Raw genomic sequence first — 19,976 nt, forward strand, 5'->3', positions numbered from 1 at the left:
TTTTGAATGCACTATCGTAGGTCCGTCGCGTCGTATTAGTCGGTGGATCGGATGGGAGAAGCCCGACACACGAACTAAATGAACCTACACTCAATATTTCTAACTATGTTTGCGCGAAAGAAGTAAACTTATACTCCCGCGAGCAGAGGGAATTGTCGCCGAAACAGGAAGGAAACATCTCACTTGACGACGTTGAACAGCTCATCGTTGTCCTCCCCCACAATCACACACTGTGTGGCGGGCAACGTTCCAATAGCTGCGACTCTGTCCTCTAGGAGGACACCAAAACGACAAAATTCAAATCAAACATGACAGGCTCAAACGGCGATCAACTCCGTGATCAGGATCGATCTCATTCAGACTCTCTACCACCGACTCATTCCGATGACGATATCCCAACCTATTCGCGGGGATGGAAGAACATCGGACCGGGAGAGGTGATTTTAATCCTACTGTTGCTCATCGTTCTCCTTCAAATGGTGTAGCAGCAGCTCTTTATGATTTAAGCCGGGCGGAACGACGCGAGTCGCTCCCCCACAATCACACATCACCACCGTCGTGAACTAACGTAATGAGCGTTGTGGATTAGGCATTGAGCATCGTGTTTGTATTTAGGTATCAGCTCCACGACCACTTCCACTCCGCTTTGGACACATTATAGTAGGTCCGCCGCGTCGTATCAGTCGGTGGAACGGATGGGAGAACGCCCAACACACGGACCAGACGGATCTATATCGAATGTTTCTAACTATGCTTGCGCGAAAGAAGTAAACTTATACTCCCGGGGGCAGAGGGAGGTTCCGTCACAAATGGGAGTTTCTCAACCCCAGTTAGAACCACGAATCGCTCGCTCGATGGGCCCTAGCGTAGCCGAGGTGGTCCGCGCGTGAGCCGCGCCGACCTCTCCGCCGAGGAGGTGACCCTCCCGGTGAAGCGCACCGAGGGCGAGACCCTCCAGGAGCGACTCACCGCCAACGCCTACGACAACATCCTCCCCGCCCGATATCTCCGGAAGAACGCCGAGGGCGAACTGATCGAGACCCAGGAGGAGCTCTTCGAGCGCGTCGCGAGGAACATCGCGCTCGCGGAGGCGGTCTTCGAGGCCGAGAAGCGCGACGTCGAGCTCACGGTCACGCCCGACCAGCTCAAACCCGACCACCCCCGGCGCGACGAGCTCGCCGCCGAGGTGTTCGGAGCCGGAACGACGGTGGAAGACGATACCGAGACCGAACTCTCCGTCTACAACGTCAGCAAGTTCACCTACGAGACGATCGTTCCCGAGCTACCCGAGGAGATCCGCGAGCACGTCGAGGAGACGGCCGAGGAGTTCCAGGAGCTGATGGAGCAGCTCTCTTTCATCCCCAACAGCCCGACGCTGATGAACGCGGGCGACGAGCTCCAGCAGCTCTCGGCGTGTTTCGTCGACTCGCCCGACGACGACATCAGCGACATCCACCAGACCGCGAAGGAAGCGGCGGAGGTCTTCCAGTCCGGCGGCGGGATGGGGTATGCGTTCTGGCGACTGCGGCCGTACGGCGATAGCGTGGGAAGCACGGGCGGGATCGCCTCGGGCCCGATCACGTTCATGCGCACGTTCGACCAGATGTGCGAAACGATCGCCCAGGGCGGCACCCGCCGTGGCGCCCAGATGGGCGTCATGCGGGTCAGCCACCCCGACGTCATCGAGTTCATCCACGCGAAGAACAAGGACGTCTCGCTGGCGCACACGCTGCGGCTCAACGACCCCGACGACTACACCTACACCACCTTCTCGGAGGCTCTGGAGGAGGCCCGCGGGCTGATCGACGACGACGGGCGAGTGCCCAAACACCTCAGGAACGCCGTCGAGGGCCACCTCTCGAACTTCAACATCAGCGTCGGCGTGACGGACGGCTTCATGGAGGCGCTCTACAACGACGAGGAGTTCACCTTCGAGAACCCCCGGACGGAGGAACCCCACATCGCGACCGCCGAGACCAAGGAGATGTACTCCCGGTACGGACTCGGCGAGCACGTCACGGTCGGTGAGGAGCTCTCGATCCCCGCCGACGTCCTCTGGGATCGCATGGTCGAGGGCGCCTACGAGAACGGCGAGCCCGGCGTGATCTACCTCGAGCGAGTCAACAAGGAACACTCGTTCGACGTCGAGGAACACCCCGACCACCGAATCCTCGCGACCAACCCCTGTGGCGAACAGCCCCTCGAGGAGTACGAGGCGTGCAACCTCGGTCACATCAACCTCTCGACGCTCGCTGCCATGGACGCTCCCGACTGGCGTGTCTGGTACGACGAGCACGAGAGCGAGTTCGACTCGTTCGAGGCGGCCGTCAGCGCCTACCTCGAGGAGGCGATCGACGTCGAGGAGTTCGACACGCGCATCGCCATGGGAACGCGCTTCCTGGAGAACGTCGTTACGATGTCGGACTTCCCGGTGCCCGAGATCGAGGAGAAAGTGAGAGAGATGCGAAAGATCGGCCTGGGCATCATGGGGCTCGCGCAGCTCTACATCCAACTCGGCGTACGCTACGGCTCCGAGACGGGCAACGAGATCGCCCGCCAGCTGATGACCCACATCAACCACGAGTCGAAGTGGACCTCCCACGAACTCGCCACCGAGCGGGGCGTCTTCACCGACTGGGAGGACTCGAAGTACGCGAACCCCACCGAGTACGCCGAGTGGTTCGAACACCACACCGGGCTCGACGCGGAGGAGTGGGCCGACGGCTTCCCGATCCGCAACCACAACACGACGACGATCGCCCCCACCGGCACCACGTCGATGGTCGGCAACACCACCGGCGGCTGTGAGCCCATCTACAACGTCGCCTACTACAAGAACGTGAGCGACGACGTCCAGGGCGACGAGATGCTCGTCGAGTTCGACGACTACTTCCTGCGCGTGCTGGAGGACAACGCGATCGACGTCGATGCCGTGAAGCGCGAGGCACAGGACCAGATGAGTAGTAATGAATTCGACGGCGTCGAGGGCCTCGAGACCGTCCCCGACGCGATCGGCGAGCTGTTCGTCGTCACGAGCGACCTCGCCGGAAAGGACCACGCCGCGGTGCAGTGTGCCTGCCAGTCGGGCGTCGACAGCGCCATCTCGAAGACGTGTAACTTCCCCAACTCCGCCTCGCGCGAGGACATGGAGGAAGTGTACAGATATATCTACGACAACGGCGGCAAGGGCGTCACCGTCTACCGCGACGGCACCCGGTCGAAGCAGGTGCTCACCACCCGCGCGGACAACGCGGAGTTCGCCGACGAGGAGGAGGCCGCCGAGGCGTTGATCGAGCAGATCTCGGAGGTCTTCGGTGGGATCGACGAGTTCCTCGACCACGAGGAGGTCCGCGCCACCATCGAGGGCGAGGTCAGCTTCACCCCCGAGTCGGGCCAGTACGCGAAGAAGCGTACCCGTCCCGACGTGCTCCACGGCGTGACCCAGCGCATCGACACCGGCTACGGCAAGCTCTACGTCAACATCAACGAGGACGCCGAGGGCCGGCCGTTCGAGCTGTTCGCGAACATCGGCAACTCGGGCGGGTTCACCGCGAGCTTCACCGAGGCGCTCGCGAAGACTATCTCGACGGCGCTTCGATCGGGCGTCGATCCCGAGGAGATCGCCGACGAACTTCAGGGCATCCGCTCGCCGAAGGTCGCCTGGGACAAGGGCCAGCAGATCAACTCCATCCCCGACGCGATCGGCACCGCGATGCGCCGATATCTCGACGGCGAGATCGAACGCGCCTACCCCAAACAGCAGAACCTCACCGAGCTGGAGGAGACGGCGGAGCCCGAGACCGACGGCGGAGCGGCCGCCGCGATGGGGGACGCCGACTCCGACGCCCATCAGGACCTGATCGACGCGGGCGAGAGTCCCGAGTGTCCGGACTGCGGGTCGATGTCGCTCTACTACTCCGAGGGCTGCAAGACCTGCGAGTCCTGTGGCTGGTCGGAGTGCTGAGCTCCTAACGCCTTCTTCGTTCTCGCTGCGTTCTCCGTCTCCGTATTCGTCAGCGACGGCGCCGGCTCTCGCGTCCGATCCATAACAAGAGTTAATAACGATGTATACGGTTCCTGTGTATGGATCGCGAGAGCGCGGAGCCGAGCGTTCGGGGGCTCCCCGGGGAGCGGACTCGAGAGTGGATCGAGTACCACCATCGCTACTCCGCCCCGAGCGAGCACGCCCACGAGTTCGCCTGGGACGTCTCCGGGGAGGCCGAGGGCCCCTTCTGTACCGATCTCGACGGCAACGTCTTCCTCGATTTCACCTGTCACATCGGCGCCGCGCCGCTCGGCTACAACAACCCGAAGCTCACCGAGCGGATGGCCGAGTTCGACCTCGTCGACCCGCTGAAGATCGCCGGCCAGGACTTCTACGCCGGCTCCCGCGGCGGCCCCGAGAACCCCGACATACCGGGGGCCGCCCAGCTCATGGAGCGCCTCGTGGAGAGCAGCTCCCAGTACGACATGGACACCGTCTTCCTCTCGAACTCCGGCGCCGAGGCGATCGAGAACGCGATGAAGATATCGTATGCGAACACGCCCGAGCGCAAGTACGGGATCACCTTCCTCGGGGCCTTCCACGGTCGAACCCTCGGAACGCTCTCGATGACGCGCTCGGGCGACGTCTACACGCGGGCGTACCCCGAGGTCGCCGGCACCCGGACGGTGCCGTTCTGTGAGGACCGCAACTGCGAGCGGTCGACCTGTTCGTGTGGCTTCTTCGCGGGTGGACGCTCCCAGCTCGAACGGATGCTCGACCCCGAGCGGGGCTATCTCGATCCCCGGGAAGTCGCCTTCCTGATCCTCGAACCCGTTCAGGGCGTCGGCGGCTATCGGTTCCCGAGCGATGCGTTCATGGAGGAGGTCCAGCGGGTCTGTGAGACCCACGACGTCCACCTGATCGTCGACGAGATCCAGTCCGGGATGGGCCGGACCGGGGAGATGTGGGCGGCGGACCACTACGCCATCGAACCCGACGTGATCTGTAGCGCGAAGGCGCTGCGGTCGGGGGCGACGATCTCCCGATCCGAGATATTCCCCGAGGAGAAGAACCGACTGGGCTCGACCTGGGGCGGCGGCGACCTCGTCGCGGCGGCCCAGGGGGTGTTCACGCTCGACGCGATCGACGACTACGACCTGCTCGAGAACGCCATCGAGCGGGGACGGCAGGTGAAGGAGCTGATCCGGGACGCCGATACCGACGGCGTGGAGGAGGTCAGGGGGAAAGGGCTGATGCTCGCCGTCGAGTTCGACTCGAAGGAGCGGCGCAACACCGTCGTGAAGGGGGGACTCGAACGCGGCCTGCTCACGCTCGGGTGTGGCTACAAGACCGTCCGACTGTTACCGCCGCTCGACGTCACCGAACGAGAGATCGATCTCGGCGTCTCGCTGTTTCTCGACGCGATCGAGGCGGCGTAAATTAACGGATTTCGTTCTCACGATACACGAAAACCATAAGTGGCGGGGTGGAGAGTCCCTTCTCGTTAGTGATTACCGTGCACCCGTTCGAGCGATCGGAGTACGAGCGACGACTGGAGCGGACGAAGGACCGAATGCGTGAGGAGGGCCTCGAGACGCTCTTCCTCGCCGATCCGGCGAACATGAACTACCTCTCGGGCTACGACGGCTGGTCGTTCTACGTTCATCAAGGGTTAGTGGTCTCGCTGGACCACGACCAGCCCGTCTGGATCGGCCGAAGGATGGACGAGAACGGCGCGAAAGCCACGGTCTGGATCGACCACGAGAACCTCCGGTCGTACAGCGACGATCACGTCCACTCGCCGGTCGACAAACACCCGATGGACTTCGTCGCGCGCGTTCTCGAGGAGATGGATCGGGACGACACCCGGATCGGCGTCGAGATGGACGCCTCCTACTACACCGCGAAGTCCCACCAGCGTCTCCAGGAGAGACTCCCCGAGGCGACCTTCTCCGACGCGACGCTGCTGGTGGGCTGGGTCCGCATCAAGAAATCGGACGCAGAGCTCGAGCTGATCCAACAGGCCACCGAGCTCTCGGAGGCGGCGATGCAGGCGGGCATCGACGCGATCGGCGCCGGAGTACCCGAATCGACCGTCGCCGCGGAGATCTATCACACCCTGATCGAGGGGACCGACGAGTTCGGCGGCGACTACCCCGCGATCGTCCCGCTGATGCCCTCGGGCGAGCACACGGGGACGCCACATCTCACCTGGTCCGACGAGCCGTTCGAGGAGGGCGATCCCGTGATCATCGAACTCGCGGGCTGTCGCCACCGGTACCACTCGCCGCTCGCGCGGACCGCCGTGGTCGGCGACGTCCCCGAGGAGATGGGACGGGTCGGCGAGGTCGTCGTCGAGGGGCTGAACGCGGCGCTCGACGCCGCGGAACCCGGAGTAACGTGCGAGGCGGTCGAACGGGCCTGGCGCGAGACGATCGCGAGACACGGCATCGAGAAGGCCGATCGGATCGGCTACTCGATGGGGCTGGGCTACCCGCCGGACTGGGGCGAGCACACCGCGAGCCTGCGCCCCGGCGACGAGACGGTGCTCGAGGAGAACATGACGTTCCACATGATCCCCGGGATCTGGACCGACGAGCTCGGCGTCGAGATCAGCGAGTCCTTTCGCGTGACCGCGACCGGCGCCGAACGCTTCTCCTCGTTCCCCCAGCGGGTGTTCTCGGTCTGACCGGCGGGCCGGGCCGCCCGAGGTGTGACATGGTACCGTTTCCATCGCCGGATACCGACATGAAAAAGTAGTCCAGTTCCCAACCGACCCATGAGAGCGGTCCCGGACTCGGAGGATTTACTCATGGTAGACCAATACGACCTCGTCATCGTCGGCGGAGGAATCAGCGGCGCATCGCTGCTCTATACGGTGTCGAAGTTCACCGACATCGAACGGGTGGCGCTCCTGGAGAAGGAGGAGGAGATCGCGGCGATCAACTCCCACCACACCAACAACTCCCAGACGCTTCACTTCGGCGACATCGAGACCAACTACTCCCGCGAGAAGGCGGAGGAGGTGAACGAGGGGGCCCAACTGCTCGCCGGCTATCTCGAGGAGGAGGATCCCGACCGGGAGATCCACAGCAAGCGAAGCAAGATGGTGCTGGCGGTCGGCGAGGAGGAGGTCCGGGAGCTCGAGACGAGATACCACGACGAGGGCTTTTCGGACCTCTATCCGAAGCTCAGGCCGATCGGGCGCGAGGAGATCGCGGAGATCGAGCCGAAGGTCGTCGAGGGACGGGACCCGGAGACGGAGATGATGGCCCTCCAGACGTCCGACGGCTACGTCGTCGACTACGGCGAGACCGCGAAGTCGTTCATCGAGAACGCGTGCGCGGAGGCCGGGGTCGACGTCTACACGGGCGCAGAGGTGAAGCGGATCGACGAGACCGACGACGGATTCGTCATCGAGTCCGACGCGGGGTGGTTCGAGGCGGAGACGACCGTGGTCGCCGCGGGATCTCACAGCCTCCAGGTCGCAAGGGAGATGGGCTACGGCGAGGACATGTCCCTGCTCCCCATCGCCGGAAGCTTCTTCCTGGGCGACGACCTCCTGAACGGCAAGGTCTACACGCTCCAGATGCAGAAGCTCCCGTTCGCCGCGATCCACGGCGACGCGGACGTCCACGACGATAGCGTCACCCGCTTCGGACCGACGGCCAAACTCGTTCCGACGCTCGAACGGGGGCGGCTCTCGACCGTCGAGGACTTCCTCGACGTGTTCGGGCTGAACGCCGATTCGTTCCTGAGCTACGGCAACGTCCTCGCGGATCGGATCCTGTTGCCGTACGTGCTCAGGAACCTGGTCTACGACGTCCCCGTGGTCGGAAAGCGGGCGTTCCTCCCCCACGTCCGGAAGGTCGTCCCGAGCGTCGAACTCGACGACATCGAACGGGCCACGGGCTACGGCGGCGTGCGACCGCAGATCGTCGACACCGAGGGGAAGACCCTCGACATGGGGGAGGCCAAGATCGTCGGCGAGGACGTCATCTTCAACGTCACCCCCTCGCCGGGCGCATCGACGTGTCTGAAGAACGCCATGCGCGATACCAGGACCCTGATCGAGTTCCTCGACGGGGAGTACGAGTTCGACGAGGCGGACTTCAGGGCGGAGACGATCGAGAACTTCCCCCGAGAGGAGATGGCGGCCGTCGGGGACGACTGAGGTTACTCCGGCGCGAACACCACGTTCTCCAACCCCTCGAACGAGTCGGTCTCCTCGAAACGTTCGACGTTGTCGGCGACGATCTCCGCGAGCCGATCCCAGTGTCTCGGCGTGTGGCCGCCGGTGTGCGGCGTGATCAACACGTTCTCGAACCCCCACAGCACGTGGTTCGGGGGAAGCGGCTCGGGATCGGTGACGTCGAGCGCCGCTCCCCTGATGCCGTTGAACTGGATCGCGTTCACGAGCGCGTCGGTGTCGACGATGGGCCCGCGCGCGACGTTGATCACCACCGCCTCCGGGGGGAGGGTCGCGAACTCCGCCTCGCCGATCAGCCCCCTAGTGGTGTCGGTCAGCGGGCAGGCGATCACGAGATACTCGGTTCGTGCGAGCGCGTCGTGCAGCGCCTCTTCCTCGAAGCCGATCACCTCGTCGGTGGGCCCGCCCTTCTCGGGGGAGTATCGGACCCCGATCGTCTCGACCTCCATGCCCTCTAGCCGCTGGACGAGCGCCCGGCCGATCGAGCCGAGGCCGACGACCGTCACCGTACTTCCCGTCAGCTCGCCGGACTGGAAGTGACGCCACTCCCGGTTCCCCTTGCGCCGCCAGCCCTCGTGGAGCCGGCGGGCGAAGACGAGCACGTTGCCGAGCGCCCCCTCCGCGATCCCCGGCGCGTGGATCCCGCCGGCGTTCGTCACCGTGATTCCCCGTTCGCGGAGCGCGTCCATCGGCAGATGCTCGGTCCCGGCGAACGCACAGGCGAACAGCTCGAGACGGTCGGCGTGCGAGAGCAGCCCCTCGTCGATCCGGACGCCCGTGACGACCCGCGCGTCCGTGATCAGGTCGCGCTCCTCGCCCGGCGTGCGTGCACGCCGAACCTCGTGGTCGGGCAGGCGTTCGCGTAGCTCCGCGGCGTACGGCTCCGTGGACAGGCCTTCGGTCCCCTCGCGGAGGACCAGGACGTCGTATGCGTCGTCGGTCATGGTAACGCTTGGCTCGATCGCTGGCTCGCCGCTAAAGTCTTCGTGTTCGGCTTCAACGATTCCCGTGTATGTTTTAAGTAGATGGGGCGACGAGGACGCGTGAGAATGTCACGGAGCGCACGGGAGCGGACGATCGACCGCCGCCGCACCCTTCATCGGTATCCGGAGCCGGCCTGGCGGGAGTTCTACACGACGAGCCTGCTGGTCGACGAGCTCGAGCGGATCGGGGTCGATGAGCTCGCGGTGGGCCGCGAGGCGATGGATCCCGAGAGACGGATGGCCGTTCCCGCCGACGAGGAGCTCCGGCGGTGGTTCGAGCGAGCGCGGGAGAAGGGTGCCCGCGGGGACGTGCTCGAGGCCTGCGAGGGTGGCTACACCGGCTGTGTGGCCGTCCTCGACCGCGGCGAGGGACCCTCGATCGGCCTCCGCGTGGACGTCGACGCGCTGTTCATCGAGGAGGAGACCGACGACCACCGGCCGGCCCGGGAGGGGTTTCGATCCGAGCACGAGGGGCTGATGCACGCCTGCGGCCACGACGCCCACATGGCGATCGGTCTGGGGACCCTCGAGGCGGTGAAGGAGAGCGACTTCGAGGGGCGGCTGACGGTGTTCTTCCAGCCCGCCGAGGAGGAGGGTGGCGGCGGACGGCCGATGGCCGAGGGCCCCTACATGGCAGGAATCGAGTACCTGCTCTGCGTCCACGTCGGGCTCGATCACCCCTCGGGCGAGGTGGTCGCGGGCATGGAGAAGCCGCTCGCGATGAGCCACCTGAACGCCGAGTTCCGAGGACGGTCGGCCCACGCCGGTAAGGCGCCGAACGAGGGGGCGAACGCGATCCAGGCGATGGCGACGGCGGTCGGGAACGTCTACGGGATCCCGCGCCACGCGGAGGGCATGACGCGCGTGAACGTCGGCCGGGTCGAGGCCGGTACCGCGAGCAACGTGATCGCCGAGGGTGCGACGGTCGCCGCGGAGGTGCGCGGCGAGACGACCGCGCTGATGGAGTACATGCGCGAGCGCCTCGAACGGACCTTCGAAGCGGCCGCCCGGATGCACGACTGCGAGGTCGATCTCCACGTCCATAGCGAGTCGCCCCGGGCCGATAGCGATCCCGAACTCCGCGACGTCGTCCACGGGGTCGCCCAAGGGGTAGAGGGGGTCGACAGCCCGATCCGGAGCGCCGACTTCGGCGCGAGCGAGGACGCGACCTTCCTGATGCGGGCGGTTCAGGAGGCGGGGGGACTCGCCTCCTACGTCATCGTCGGTACGGACCACCCCGACAGCCACCACACGCCCCACTTCGACGTCGACGAGGAGAGCATGGAAACCGCCGTCTCCGTGCTCTCGGGATCCATCGACCGGATCGCGGCCGACCGACCCGTGCGGTCCTAGTCGGTCAGCTCCTCGACGTGCCGGTCGCGTTGGACGGCGGCCTCGGCCGCCCGCTCGACGAACGTGTCCATCTGTCCCTTGATCTCGTCGCGCAGCGGAACCGGCGAGAAGTCCTCTGACTCCGCGAGCAGCCGGGCGAACGCGCGGAGCTCCCCGTCGGTGATCTCGTCGAATCGGCCCTGGTCGAGCTTCTCGACCACCTCGTCGACGTCGATCCGGCCCACCGGGTCGACGTTGAACTCCACGTTCACCATCCGGTAGTCCGAACCGGCGAGGGCCTGCTCGCCCTTCGAGACGCCCTGGGCCAGCATGTCCTTAAAGGGCGTCGAGTAGCCCATCGTCCCCAAGTGGAGGAAGGCGAGCATGTCGACGATCCCCCGGGTGTAGGCGTCACGCTCGGCGTCGTCCGGATCGAACACCGTCTCGCGGTCGCGGTCGTCGAGGTGGTCGAAGAGGATGGTGAAGTCGAGGATGGCGTTTCTGACCCGGCGTCGAATCCGGTTTCGTTTCTGCTTCTTCGAGTGCTCGGTGTAGTCGGTCTTGCGACCGAGCAGGAACTCCCGGTCGCTGGGCGTTAGAACACCCCGGTCCCGGTTCGGATCGAGCGCGAGTTCGCCGGTCGATGCGGCGCTATCGGCGTCTTCCATACACAGATTCCGTGTACGACCTTGGATAACCCTTATGCTTGCTTGTATCGGGACGACGACGCGAACACGGGGTTCAGTCGTCGTCGTCGGCGACGGGCGGCGTGTCCGCTGGCGTGCGTCGTTCGGGCCGCGAGCCGATCACCCAGGCGTCGTCCTGGAGGATCACGCGGCCGTGGGTCGCGCTGAAGTGCTTCGCGAGCCCGAGCATCGCCAGGAAGCAGACGAAGGCGAACGGAGCACCCGTGATGATCGCCGCCGACTGCAGCGCCTCGATGCCGCCGATGATCATGAGGATCGCCGCGGTCATCCCCAGCACGACGCCCCAGAAGATGCGGTTGATGTTCGACGGCTGGGCCTTGCCGCCGGTGGTCATCATCGAGACGGCGAGCGTCGAGGAGTCCGCCGAGGTGACGAAGAAGGTCGTGACGAGGATCATGAACGCGATCATGAACGCCGTCCCGAGCGGGAACGCCTCGAAGAGGATGAAGCCGGAGACCTCCGCACCGGCCTCGCCCGCGATCACCGCACCGAAGTCGGCGACGCCGTTGTGCTGGGCCCAGACCGCGGTCCCGCCGACGAACGTGAACCACGGGATGGTCGCTCCCGACGTCGCGGCGATGCCGGTAAAGGCGACCTCTCGCACGGTTCGGCCACGGGAGATCCGCGCGATGAACACGCCGGCGAAGGGCGACCACGAGAGCGCCCACGCCCAGTAGAAGACCGTCCACGCGTTCGCCCACTCCGTACCGCCCTCGACGCCCGCGCCGGTGAAGAGGCTCATCGAGACGAAGTCGGTGATCATCCCCCCGACCGCCTGCGTCCCGATCAGCAGCAGGAAGGCCGATGGACCGACGATGAAGGTCGCGATCATCAGGGCCACGAAGAGGATCATGTTGAAGTTCGAGAGTCGCCGGATCCCCTTGTCGACGCCGAGCACCATCGAGATGGTGAACAGCAGCGTCATCATCGTCACCACGAGCAGGATGCCCGTGTTGCCGAGGTCGATCCCCCACTGGTAGCTCAGCCCGCTGATGAACTGGCTCCCGATGAACCCGAGCGACGTCGCCACGCCGCCGATGGTGGCGAACACCGCGAGGACGTCGACCGTCTTGGCGATCGGCCCGTCGAGGTTATCGGCCCCGAGGATCGGCGTGAGCGCCGAGGAGACCCTGAGAGGGACGTCGTAGTTGTACGTGAAGTAGCCGATCGCGAGCCCCATGATCGTGAACACCGCGAGTTGGGGGAGCGCCCAGTGGAACAGCGTCTGCTGGATGGCGATGGTTATCGCCTCGGCCGATCCCCCCGAGACGTCGAACAGCGGCGAGGGCTCGGCGTAGTAGAACAGCGCCTCCGTCGGCCCCCAGAACACGACGCCCGCCGCGAAGCCCGCTGAGTACAGCATTGTGAAGAAGGAGACGAAGCTGTACTCGGGCGGGTCGTCGCCGAACTTGATCTTCCCCCACGGACCGAGGATCAGGAAGATCAGAAAGAGGACGACCAGGAAGACGATCACGAGAAGCGCCCAGTTCAGGTACTGGAGCATCCCCTGGTTGAGGTACGCGATACCGTTCTCGACGGTGGTGGGACTGATGAAGTAGAGCGCGATGACGCCTACCGTCAGGCCGGCACCGAAGAGGAAGACGATCGGATCGATCTCCTCTCGGAAGCGTCCGACCGCCCCGAGGTCGTCGCCGTCGGACACGGTTAGCTCCCCCCGTGACGGCCGTCGACCCGACGACGCACGCTCTTCTCCCCCGCCCCGACCGGGACGTCGTCCGTCTCCGCTCGACTGTCACTCAGTACCTCCTTTCGTGTGGTGCGTGGTGTCATCTACCGATCACACTGACAGGAGCGTGCATAAGAGTTCCGCTTACTGTAGATGGCACACACATATTACGTATATTCGCTCTCGGGACGAGGAAAACGCGACGAACGTCGAGACCCCTCAGACCGCCCGCGTCGGGGCGACGTGTTCGATCGCGTCGCAGACGACGTCCATCGCGGTCTCGGCTAGTTCGTGGGTGAGCACGAGCGGCGGCAGCAGGCGCAGGACGCTCCCGTGTCTGCCGGCCGTCCAGACCAGCACCCCGTGCTCGTAACAGTAGCGCTGGATCGCGTCGACGACCCAATCGGCGGGCTCGCCGTCGAGCGAGAACTCCGCGCCGATGAACAGCCCCCTCCCGCGGACCTCGGCCAGAAGCGGGTTCGCCTCGCCGGCCTCGCGCAGCCTCTCGCGGAGGTACTCGCCGAGCTCGCGGGCGTGGGCCAGCAGGTCGTGCTCCTCGACGTACTCGATCGCCCGCGTACCCGCGCGCATCGCGACGACGTGGCCCCGGTAGGTACCGGCGTGGTCGCCCGGTCCCCACGTGTCGAGCTCCTCGCGATACATCGTCGCCGAGAGGGGAAAGCCGGCTCCCCCCAGAGCCTTCGCCATCGTCATCGCGTCGGGCGTGACGTCGAAGTGCTCGCAGGCGAACCACTCGCCCGAGCGCCCGAGCCCCGACTGGATCTCGTCGAACACCAGCGGCAGGGCGTTGTCGTCGGCGATCTCGCGAAGTCCCGGAAGGAAACCCTCAGGGGGGACGACGACGCCGCCCTCGCCCTGGATCGGCTCGACGAAGATGCCCGCGGGGTTCGCGAGCCCGCCGTAGGGGTCCTCGACGATCGCCCGGACCTCCTCGAGGGCGTCCTTGGTCGCCTCGTCCTCGCTCTTTCCCTGTCGGAACGCGTAGGGGTAGGGCGCGTGGACGACCTCGGGGAGCAGCGGCGTGTAGTGGCCCTTGAACTTCCTGTTGGAGGTGAGGCTCATCGCGCCGCTGGTCGGGCCGTGGTACGCCCCGCGGAAGGCGATCAGGCCGTCGCCGCCGGTGTTGTACTTCGCGAGCTTGATCGCCGCCTCGATCGCGTCGCTGCCGGTCGGCCCGCCGAACACCACCCGGTTGTCACCCGCCAGCTCGCCCGGCGCGATCCGATCGAGCGTCTCGATGAGCTCGAGGCGTGCCTCGGTGGGGAAGTCGACGGTGTGGACGAGCTTGTCGGCCTGCTCGTGGACCGCCTCCATCACGTAGGGGTTCGCGTGGCCGACGTTGAGCACGCCGATACCTGCAAAGAGATCGATGAACGTGTTGCCGTCGGCGTCGCGAAGCGTCGCTCCCCTCCCCTCCTCGAACGCCAACGGGACGTCGTTGGGGTAGGCGACGGCGCTGCTGTCGATCCGCCGTTGCTTCTCGACCAGTCGCCTCGATTCGGGTCCCGGCACGTCGCCGACGTCCGGGGCGTCCGTGAAGTGGAGCTCCTCGATCGGTGGTCCTGCCATACGACGACGATGCCCACCATCGATAAATAAGTTAACGATTATCGCAATCGTCATACACAGATTGCGATAACCTCTCCTCCCGATTCGACTCGGTTTCCGTTCCCGTAGCCGCCACATCGGTATCTGTGTGCAGTTAAGTGGGTCGGCGGAGATCGGACACGTATGTCACTGTCACTTCTCGCCCGCTTGTTCCGGAACGGGAACGGAGGGATCGCCGTACGCGTGCCGATGACACGAGTGCACGTTCCGACGTTCGGGACGACCGACGACCGATGAGCGAGGACGTCCCGCCGGTGTCGCTGGCCGACGTCGAGTCCGCCCACGAACGGATCACGGACGTCGTGAAGCGGACGCCGCTCGATCGATCGCGGACGTTCGCCGAGGCGAGCGGTGCGGCCTCGGTCGGACTGAAACTGGAGACGTTCCAGCGGACGGGCTCGTTCAAGATCCGCGGGGCGTACAACTGCATGGCACGGCTCTCTCCCGAACAGCGAAAGCGCGGCGTGATCGCGGCGAGCGCGGGCAACCACGCACAGGGGGTCGCGCTCGCGGGACGGCTGCTCGACGTCCCGACGACGATCGTCGTCCCCGAAATCACGCCGGCGGCGAAGATCGCCGCCACGCGCGGCTACGGGGCGGAGGTCGTCGTCGAGGGCGAGATCTACGAGCGATCCTACGAACGCGCGCTCGAACTCGCGGAGCGCGACGACCTGGCGTTCGTCCACCCGTTCGACGACGAGCACGTCATCGCCGGTCAGGGGACGATCGGGCTCGAACTGCGCGAGCAGTACCCCGAACTCGACACCGTGCTCGTCCCGATCGGCGGCGGCGGGCTGATCTCGGGGATCGCCACCGCGCTGAACGAGGACGTGCGGGTGATCGGCGTTCAACCTACTGGCGCCGCCCACGCCGCCCCCTCGCTCGAGAAGGGCGAGATCCACGAACTCGCCGACGTCGACACCGTCGCCGACGGGATCGCCGACACCCGACTGCTGGAGACGACGTTCGCGGTGATGCGCGAACGCGTCGACGACGTCGTATCGGTGAACGACGGGGAGATCGCCGCCGCGATGGCGCTGCTCGCCGAGCGGGAGAAGGTGGTCGTGGAGGCGGCGGGCGCGGCGTCGCTCGCGGCGTTGCTCTCGGGAACGCTCGACGTCGGAGACGAACACGTCGGCGTGGTGATCTCGGGCGGCAACGCCGACCTCACCGACCACGCCGACCTCGTCCGGACCGGATTGATCGAACTCGGTCGGTACGCGACCGTCCGGCTGGCGGTCGACGGGCTCTCGAAACGAGTGCCGTCGATCACGAACCGCCTCGCCGATCACGGCGCGGACCTCGATGACGTTCGGCGCGGCCGGCGCGCCGGCGGGGACGATCCCAATCGACGGACGCTCGAACTCGGCCTCGAGGGGAGCAGCCCCGACCATCTCCGGGACGTGATCGATGCGCTCGGCGACCTGGACGGCGTCTCGGTCGTCGACCACGATCTGCGGACGGACGGGCCGTCCGGTCGCCCTGAGCGGACGTGAACCCACGCGATCCGGCCCGTCAGCGGGGTAGCCTACCGGTGGTCGTCGAGCGAGCATCGCCGTCCGAACGCTTAGCACGTCGGGTCACTTCCACCCGGTATGGCCGAGACCGCCGGTCGTCCCTGTCCGGTCTGCGAGGCGCCCATGTACAGTCGCCACTGTAAGTACGTCTGTCCGAACCACGGCGTGGTCTACGACTGTTCGGACACCTTCTACTGAGAGCCACCCCGGAGCGGAGGTCCGGATGTCTCGCCGACGGCGGACGGCTCACGCTCAACGGCGGTGCGCTGCTCGGCCCGCCCGCGTTCGGCCTTCTCACGGACCTCGCCGGCTACGGCTCCGCCTGGATCGCGCTCGGTGCCGCGGCGCTGATCGCCACTGCCCTGCTCGCGTCGGTCGAACGGCTGGTCCGGCGAGGGGAAGCGCTTTGATGCCGGATCGGAAAGACTGAACGATGGCGGAGGATCCGATCGAGCTGGGCTGTGAACTCCTCGAGAAGCTCGAGGTCCAGGAGCTCTCGGTCGCCGAGGCGGTCGACCGGATCGAGACGATCACGGCCGATCCGCACCTCACCCGTGAGATCCTCGATACCGCCGAGACGCGTGGGATCATCGAACGAGAGGACGGGCTCGTCCGTCCCCGAGGCGGCGCGTTCGTTCGCTTCGAGAGCGAGGTCGTCACCAAGGAGGGGGAGTTCACCTGTCGTCGCTGTGGCGCAGGGCTCTCGACGGGTCACTTCATCCGACTCGAGGCGGGCGAGCTCGGCCCCTTCGGATCCTCGTGTATTCGGAAGGTCACCGGTCGCGATCGCGAGTGACGGTCTCCCGGATTCGCTCGATCGTTCTGCGCTGTTTCTCGAGCAACGCCTCCTGTCTCTCGAGGGCCTCCGAGAGCGCCTCGAGTTCGCCCTCGATCGATTCCGGCTCGGGGGTCAACTGACCGTTTTCGCCGGGTTCGGTCGGGCGTTCCCCGCGGTCGTCCGTCTCGGAATAGACGACAGCGAGCGGATCGACGCTCGCGAGCGGGGACGCGTCGACGCCGCTCTCGTTCTCTTTTCCGACGTGGTTCTCCCTCTCCTCCTCGTCCGCCAGATCGTCGATCGACTCGACGCCGTGGTATGCGCGGATCGCCTCGCGGAGACGCTCCTCAAACGGGCGTGCCCGATCGTTGTGGATCTTGATCCGCTTGCGGCGATCGCCCGTGGAGAGGACGATTCCGGTTGCGACGCGCCCTCGTTCGACCTCGAGCCCGGTGACGTCCTCGAACGGGAGTTCCTCGTACTCGCCGTCCCAGACGGCCGCACCCACGTGCTCGATCAGCCGGCGGTCGGTCACCACGGCGGTGAGCTCGTCGAACCGGAACGCCTCGATGAGCCGCTCGTCGGCGCCGATGACGTCGTCGGCCGAGAGGATCCCTGCGAGAAGCGGACCGAGGACGGTCTCGAGTCGGTCCGGCGGCACCGAGAGCACTCGTTCGTCGCCGGCGTACTCGAGGGTGATCGCGGTCGTCCGACGCCTCTCCGAGACCGAGATCCGGTCGGCGCTGCGGGGGACCTCCTCGACCGATTCGTCGCTGAGCAGGCTCTCACCTCGATACCGGAGGAGGCGGGTTGGCGTGACGAACAGCCGGTCCTCGCCGCCCAGCGGGATGCGATCGACCACCGGCTCGCCATCGAGGTTCGTTCGAACGACGTCGGGGAGGGTCATATCCGAATACATCTCTTAGAAAACATAAGTTAATTGGTGTTTAGTGGGTGGAGATGAGAACCTTCAAGGTAGCCAGCCGACAACCTCGAACCGAGCCCGGGTGGCTTAGCTGGACATAGCGCCGCACTCATAGGGTTACTGAGATTCGGTGCGGTACGCCTTGGAAGCCTCCCGTTCCCACGGGGCCCGCCGAGCCTCGAACCTGGGACATGCGGAGATCGAGGGTTCGGAGCCCTCCCCGGGCACTACTCCTGGCTGGTAGCGGATCATTTCCCTAAACGGTCTCTCGCGAGCCGATCGAGCGGCTTCGAGGGTTCGACGCTTTCGACGAGTTCAGCGACTTCGAACTGGCAGAAATTTATCCATATAGAAAATACCATAAATTATTAGTTAATCCATCTATGATGATGTGCTACAGAATCACTATCCGTTATGCTGACGGCCGTGATACTGAGCTACACCGACCTGCAAACGCCGCCGACGTATAACACTCATCCTCACATTCATGCCAGACCGATACACCACACCTTCGAAAGGTAGCTCTGACTGGGACGTACCGATAAACGAAAATTTCGAACGCCTCGATATCGACGTCGAACATCGCGGTTCTGACGATGATCGATCAGATATTGTCCCCCAAACCGGAGCTAAATACCTAGCGACGGATACGGGCAACGTATATATCGGAAACGGGACTGCCTGGGAACAGATCGGCACATTCAGCGGCACGAGTGGTGAAGGGAGTGGGGATAGTGTTCAGCAACTTCGTGCCGACGGTAACGTCGTTGCTGTCTACAACGGTGGCGTTGACTCGTTTGATATGAACAATGAATCGCCCGTTCAAACCGCGCTTGACAGATGTGGTGAACACGGCGGTGGTGACGTCTTCTTACCCTATGGTACGATCACTGAGGGCAATATCACGTTCCACACCAACTGCAACCTGTATGGCAAGTGGGGAGTCAGCGGCAAGGACGCGACGATCAGGACCTGATCCAACGTCCTCCCCCATCGGGACGATGCGGTTCTGCATCCCATGACTCCGACGGGGACATCGTCATCGAACGTGGAGGTACAGTCAGCACGACGGCCGGGTCGGCGAAGATCGCTCTCCCAAATAAAACGATGAAAACACGGATAGGCGAGTCGCTCGACGTAGAACTATGGACCTGACGGACGGTCGATTACTCATCACCGGGGGTGCCGGCTTCATCGGTACCCATCTCACCGAACGACTACTCGCGAACGGAAACGACGTCGTCGTCGTGGACGACCTCTCGAACGGCCGCGAGTCGTGGGTTCCCGACGGCGCGGAACTGATCGAGGGCGATCTCACCGATCCCGAGACGATCGACGCCGCGATCGATGGCGAGATCGACGGCGTGTTCCACCTCGCCGCGCGCAAGTCCGTGAAGGACGCGAACCCGCGCCGGCAGTTCGAGGCCAACACCGCGATGACCTACAACGTTCTGGAGGCGATGGACGACGCCGGCGTCTCCGAGATCGCGTTCACCTCCTCGTCGACGATCTACGGGGAGGCGCCCCGCCCCACGCCCGAGGACTACGCGCCGCTCGAGCCGATCAGCGTCTACGGCGCGAGCAAACTCGCCGTCGAGAGCCTGCTCTCGACGTACGCCCACACCCACGGGATGACGGTGTGGAACTTCCGCTTCGCCAACATCGTCGGGCCGCGGCTTCGCGGCGCGGTGATTCCCGACTTCGTCGAGAAGCTCCGCGCGGATCCCGAGACGCTGACCATCCTCGGCAACGGGCTCCAGGAGAAGTCCTACATGTATCTCGAGGACTGCCTCGACGCGATGTTCCACGTGATCGAACACGCCGACAGGCCGATGAACACATTCAACCTCGGGACGCGGACGACGACGTCCGTCGATCGGATCGCCGACATCGTCAGCGACGAACTCGGGCTGGAGCCCGAGTACGAGTACACGGGCGGCGAGCGCGGCTGGACCGGCGACGTCCCGAGGATGCGCCTCTCGATCGAGAAGCTCTCCGGACTGGGATGGGACCCCGAGTTCGAGAGCGATCGGGCGGTACGGGAGACCGCACGCGATCTCGTAGCCGAGGCGGACTGAGCGGCGCTGTCTGAGACGGTCCGGATCGCTCGGTTGAACGGTCGATGGCACCGGCCACGGCGATCCCAGTGTACGTTCGACCCTATACGGATCGCGTGCTCTACATCGCCTTAGCGCTCAAGGCGTTCGGAAACCGGCGTATCAA

Annotated in this window: 16 protein-coding genes and 1 tRNA gene; 11 read left to right on the plus strand and 6 right to left on the minus strand. The window is 65.1% G+C overall.

Annotated elements, in window-relative coordinates:
* The first annotated feature begins 886 nt into the window (after positions 1-886).
* The 4 genes from V0Z78_RS03125 (at position 887) to V0Z78_RS03140 (ending at position 8,159) form a co-directional block, all read left to right on the plus strand.
* Positions 887-3,964 (plus strand): adenosylcobalamin-dependent ribonucleoside-diphosphate reductase, encoded by a 3,078-nt coding sequence (locus tag V0Z78_RS03125; RefSeq protein WP_336343164.1) that lies wholly within the window; start codon positions 887-889, stop codon positions 3,962-3,964.
* 119 nt (positions 3,965-4,083) lie between these two features.
* Complete coding sequence (locus tag V0Z78_RS03130; protein WP_336343165.1) at positions 4,084-5,424, plus strand: class-III pyridoxal-phosphate-dependent aminotransferase; 1,341 nt, start codon at positions 4,084-4,086, stop codon at positions 5,422-5,424.
* Positions 5,425-5,501: 77 nt separating this feature from the next.
* Positions 5,502-6,674 carry a M24 family metallopeptidase gene (locus V0Z78_RS03135; RefSeq protein WP_409338720.1) on the plus strand — a complete coding sequence of 391 codons (1,173 nt, stop codon included), beginning with the start codon at positions 5,502-5,504 and terminating at the stop codon, positions 6,672-6,674.
* A gap of 123 nt (positions 6,675-6,797) precedes the next feature.
* Positions 6,798-8,159: an FAD-dependent oxidoreductase gene (locus V0Z78_RS03140; protein WP_336343167.1), complete on the plus strand. Its 1,362-nt coding sequence runs from the start codon at positions 6,798-6,800 to the stop codon at positions 8,157-8,159.
* Positions 8,160-8,161: 2 nt separating this feature from the next.
* Here V0Z78_RS03140 and V0Z78_RS03145 read toward each other — a convergent pair whose 3' ends face one another.
* A complete protein-coding gene (locus V0Z78_RS03145) occupies positions 8,162-9,139 on the minus strand; it encodes a D-2-hydroxyacid dehydrogenase (RefSeq protein ID WP_336343168.1) in 978 nt (325 codons plus the stop codon).
* 105 nt (positions 9,140-9,244) lie between these two features.
* Between V0Z78_RS03145 and V0Z78_RS03150 the strand changes: the two genes are divergently transcribed.
* Positions 9,245-10,531: an amidohydrolase gene (locus V0Z78_RS03150; RefSeq protein WP_336343169.1), complete on the plus strand. Its 1,287-nt coding sequence runs from the start codon at positions 9,245-9,247 to the stop codon at positions 10,529-10,531.
* Here the strand turns inward: V0Z78_RS03150 and V0Z78_RS03155 are convergent.
* The 4 genes from V0Z78_RS03155 to V0Z78_RS03170 all read right to left on the minus strand — a co-directional run bounded on the left by V0Z78_RS03155 (position 10,528) and on the right by V0Z78_RS03170 (position 14,494).
* Positions 10,528-11,178 (minus strand): hypothetical protein, encoded by a 651-nt coding sequence (locus V0Z78_RS03155; RefSeq protein WP_336343170.1) that lies wholly within the window; start codon positions 11,176-11,178, stop codon positions 10,528-10,530. The genes V0Z78_RS03150 and V0Z78_RS03155 overlap by 4 nt on opposite strands.
* A 73-nt stretch (positions 11,179-11,251) precedes the next feature.
* Positions 11,252-12,880: a BCCT family transporter gene (locus V0Z78_RS03160; RefSeq protein ID WP_336343171.1), complete on the minus strand. Its 1,629-nt coding sequence runs from the start codon at positions 12,878-12,880 to the stop codon at positions 11,252-11,254.
* A 2-nt stretch (positions 12,881-12,882) separates the two neighbouring features.
* Positions 12,883-13,008: a hypothetical protein gene (locus V0Z78_RS03165; protein ID WP_336343172.1), complete on the minus strand. Its 126-nt coding sequence runs from the start codon at positions 13,006-13,008 to the stop codon at positions 12,883-12,885.
* 115 nt (positions 13,009-13,123) lie between these two features.
* On the minus strand, positions 13,124-14,494 hold the full coding sequence (locus V0Z78_RS03170) for an aspartate aminotransferase family protein (protein ID WP_336343173.1): 1,371 nt from the start codon (positions 14,492-14,494) through the stop codon (positions 13,124-13,126).
* Between the two features lie 272 nt (positions 14,495-14,766).
* On the opposite strand from V0Z78_RS03170, the gene ilvA reads away from it, so the two are divergent.
* From ilvA to V0Z78_RS03185, 3 genes are all read left to right on the plus strand, one after another.
* Positions 14,767-16,029: a threonine ammonia-lyase gene (gene ilvA / locus V0Z78_RS03175; protein ID WP_336343174.1), complete on the plus strand. Its 1,263-nt coding sequence runs from the start codon at positions 14,767-14,769 to the stop codon at positions 16,027-16,029.
* Between the two features lie 99 nt (positions 16,030-16,128).
* Positions 16,129-16,248 carry an HVO_2523 family zinc finger protein gene (locus tag V0Z78_RS03180; RefSeq protein ID WP_336343175.1) on the plus strand — a complete coding sequence of 40 codons (120 nt, stop codon included), beginning with the start codon at positions 16,129-16,131 and terminating at the stop codon, positions 16,246-16,248.
* Between the two features lie 235 nt (positions 16,249-16,483).
* Positions 16,484-16,846, plus strand: coding sequence for a DUF5830 family protein (locus V0Z78_RS03185; RefSeq protein WP_336343176.1), 363 nt, complete (start codon positions 16,484-16,486; stop codon positions 16,844-16,846).
* Here the strand turns inward: V0Z78_RS03185 and V0Z78_RS03190 are convergent.
* Positions 16,824-17,735, minus strand: coding sequence for a DUF7115 domain-containing protein (locus V0Z78_RS03190; RefSeq protein WP_336343177.1), 912 nt, complete (start codon positions 17,733-17,735; stop codon positions 16,824-16,826). The genes V0Z78_RS03185 and V0Z78_RS03190 overlap by 23 nt on opposite strands.
* Positions 17,736-17,829: 94 nt before the next feature.
* Between V0Z78_RS03190 and V0Z78_RS03195 the strand changes: the two genes are divergently transcribed.
* The 3 genes from V0Z78_RS03195 (at position 17,830) to V0Z78_RS03205 (ending at position 19,831) form a co-directional block, all read left to right on the plus strand.
* Positions 17,830-17,980, plus strand: a tRNA-Met gene (locus tag V0Z78_RS03195).
* 260 nt (positions 17,981-18,240) lie between these two features.
* Positions 18,241-18,729 (plus strand): hypothetical protein, encoded by a 489-nt coding sequence (locus V0Z78_RS03200; RefSeq protein ID WP_336343178.1) that lies wholly within the window; start codon positions 18,241-18,243, stop codon positions 18,727-18,729.
* Between the two features lie 169 nt (positions 18,730-18,898).
* Positions 18,899-19,831: an NAD-dependent epimerase/dehydratase family protein gene (locus tag V0Z78_RS03205; RefSeq protein WP_336343179.1), complete on the plus strand. Its 933-nt coding sequence runs from the start codon at positions 18,899-18,901 to the stop codon at positions 19,829-19,831.
* The last annotated feature ends 145 nt before the right edge of the window (positions 19,832-19,976 follow it).

This window comes from Halalkalicoccus sp. CG83, from assembly GCF_037081715.1.
In the GTDB taxonomy this organism is placed as follows: Archaea; Halobacteriota; Halobacteria; order Halobacteriales; family Halalkalicoccaceae; genus Halalkalicoccus; species Halalkalicoccus ordinarius.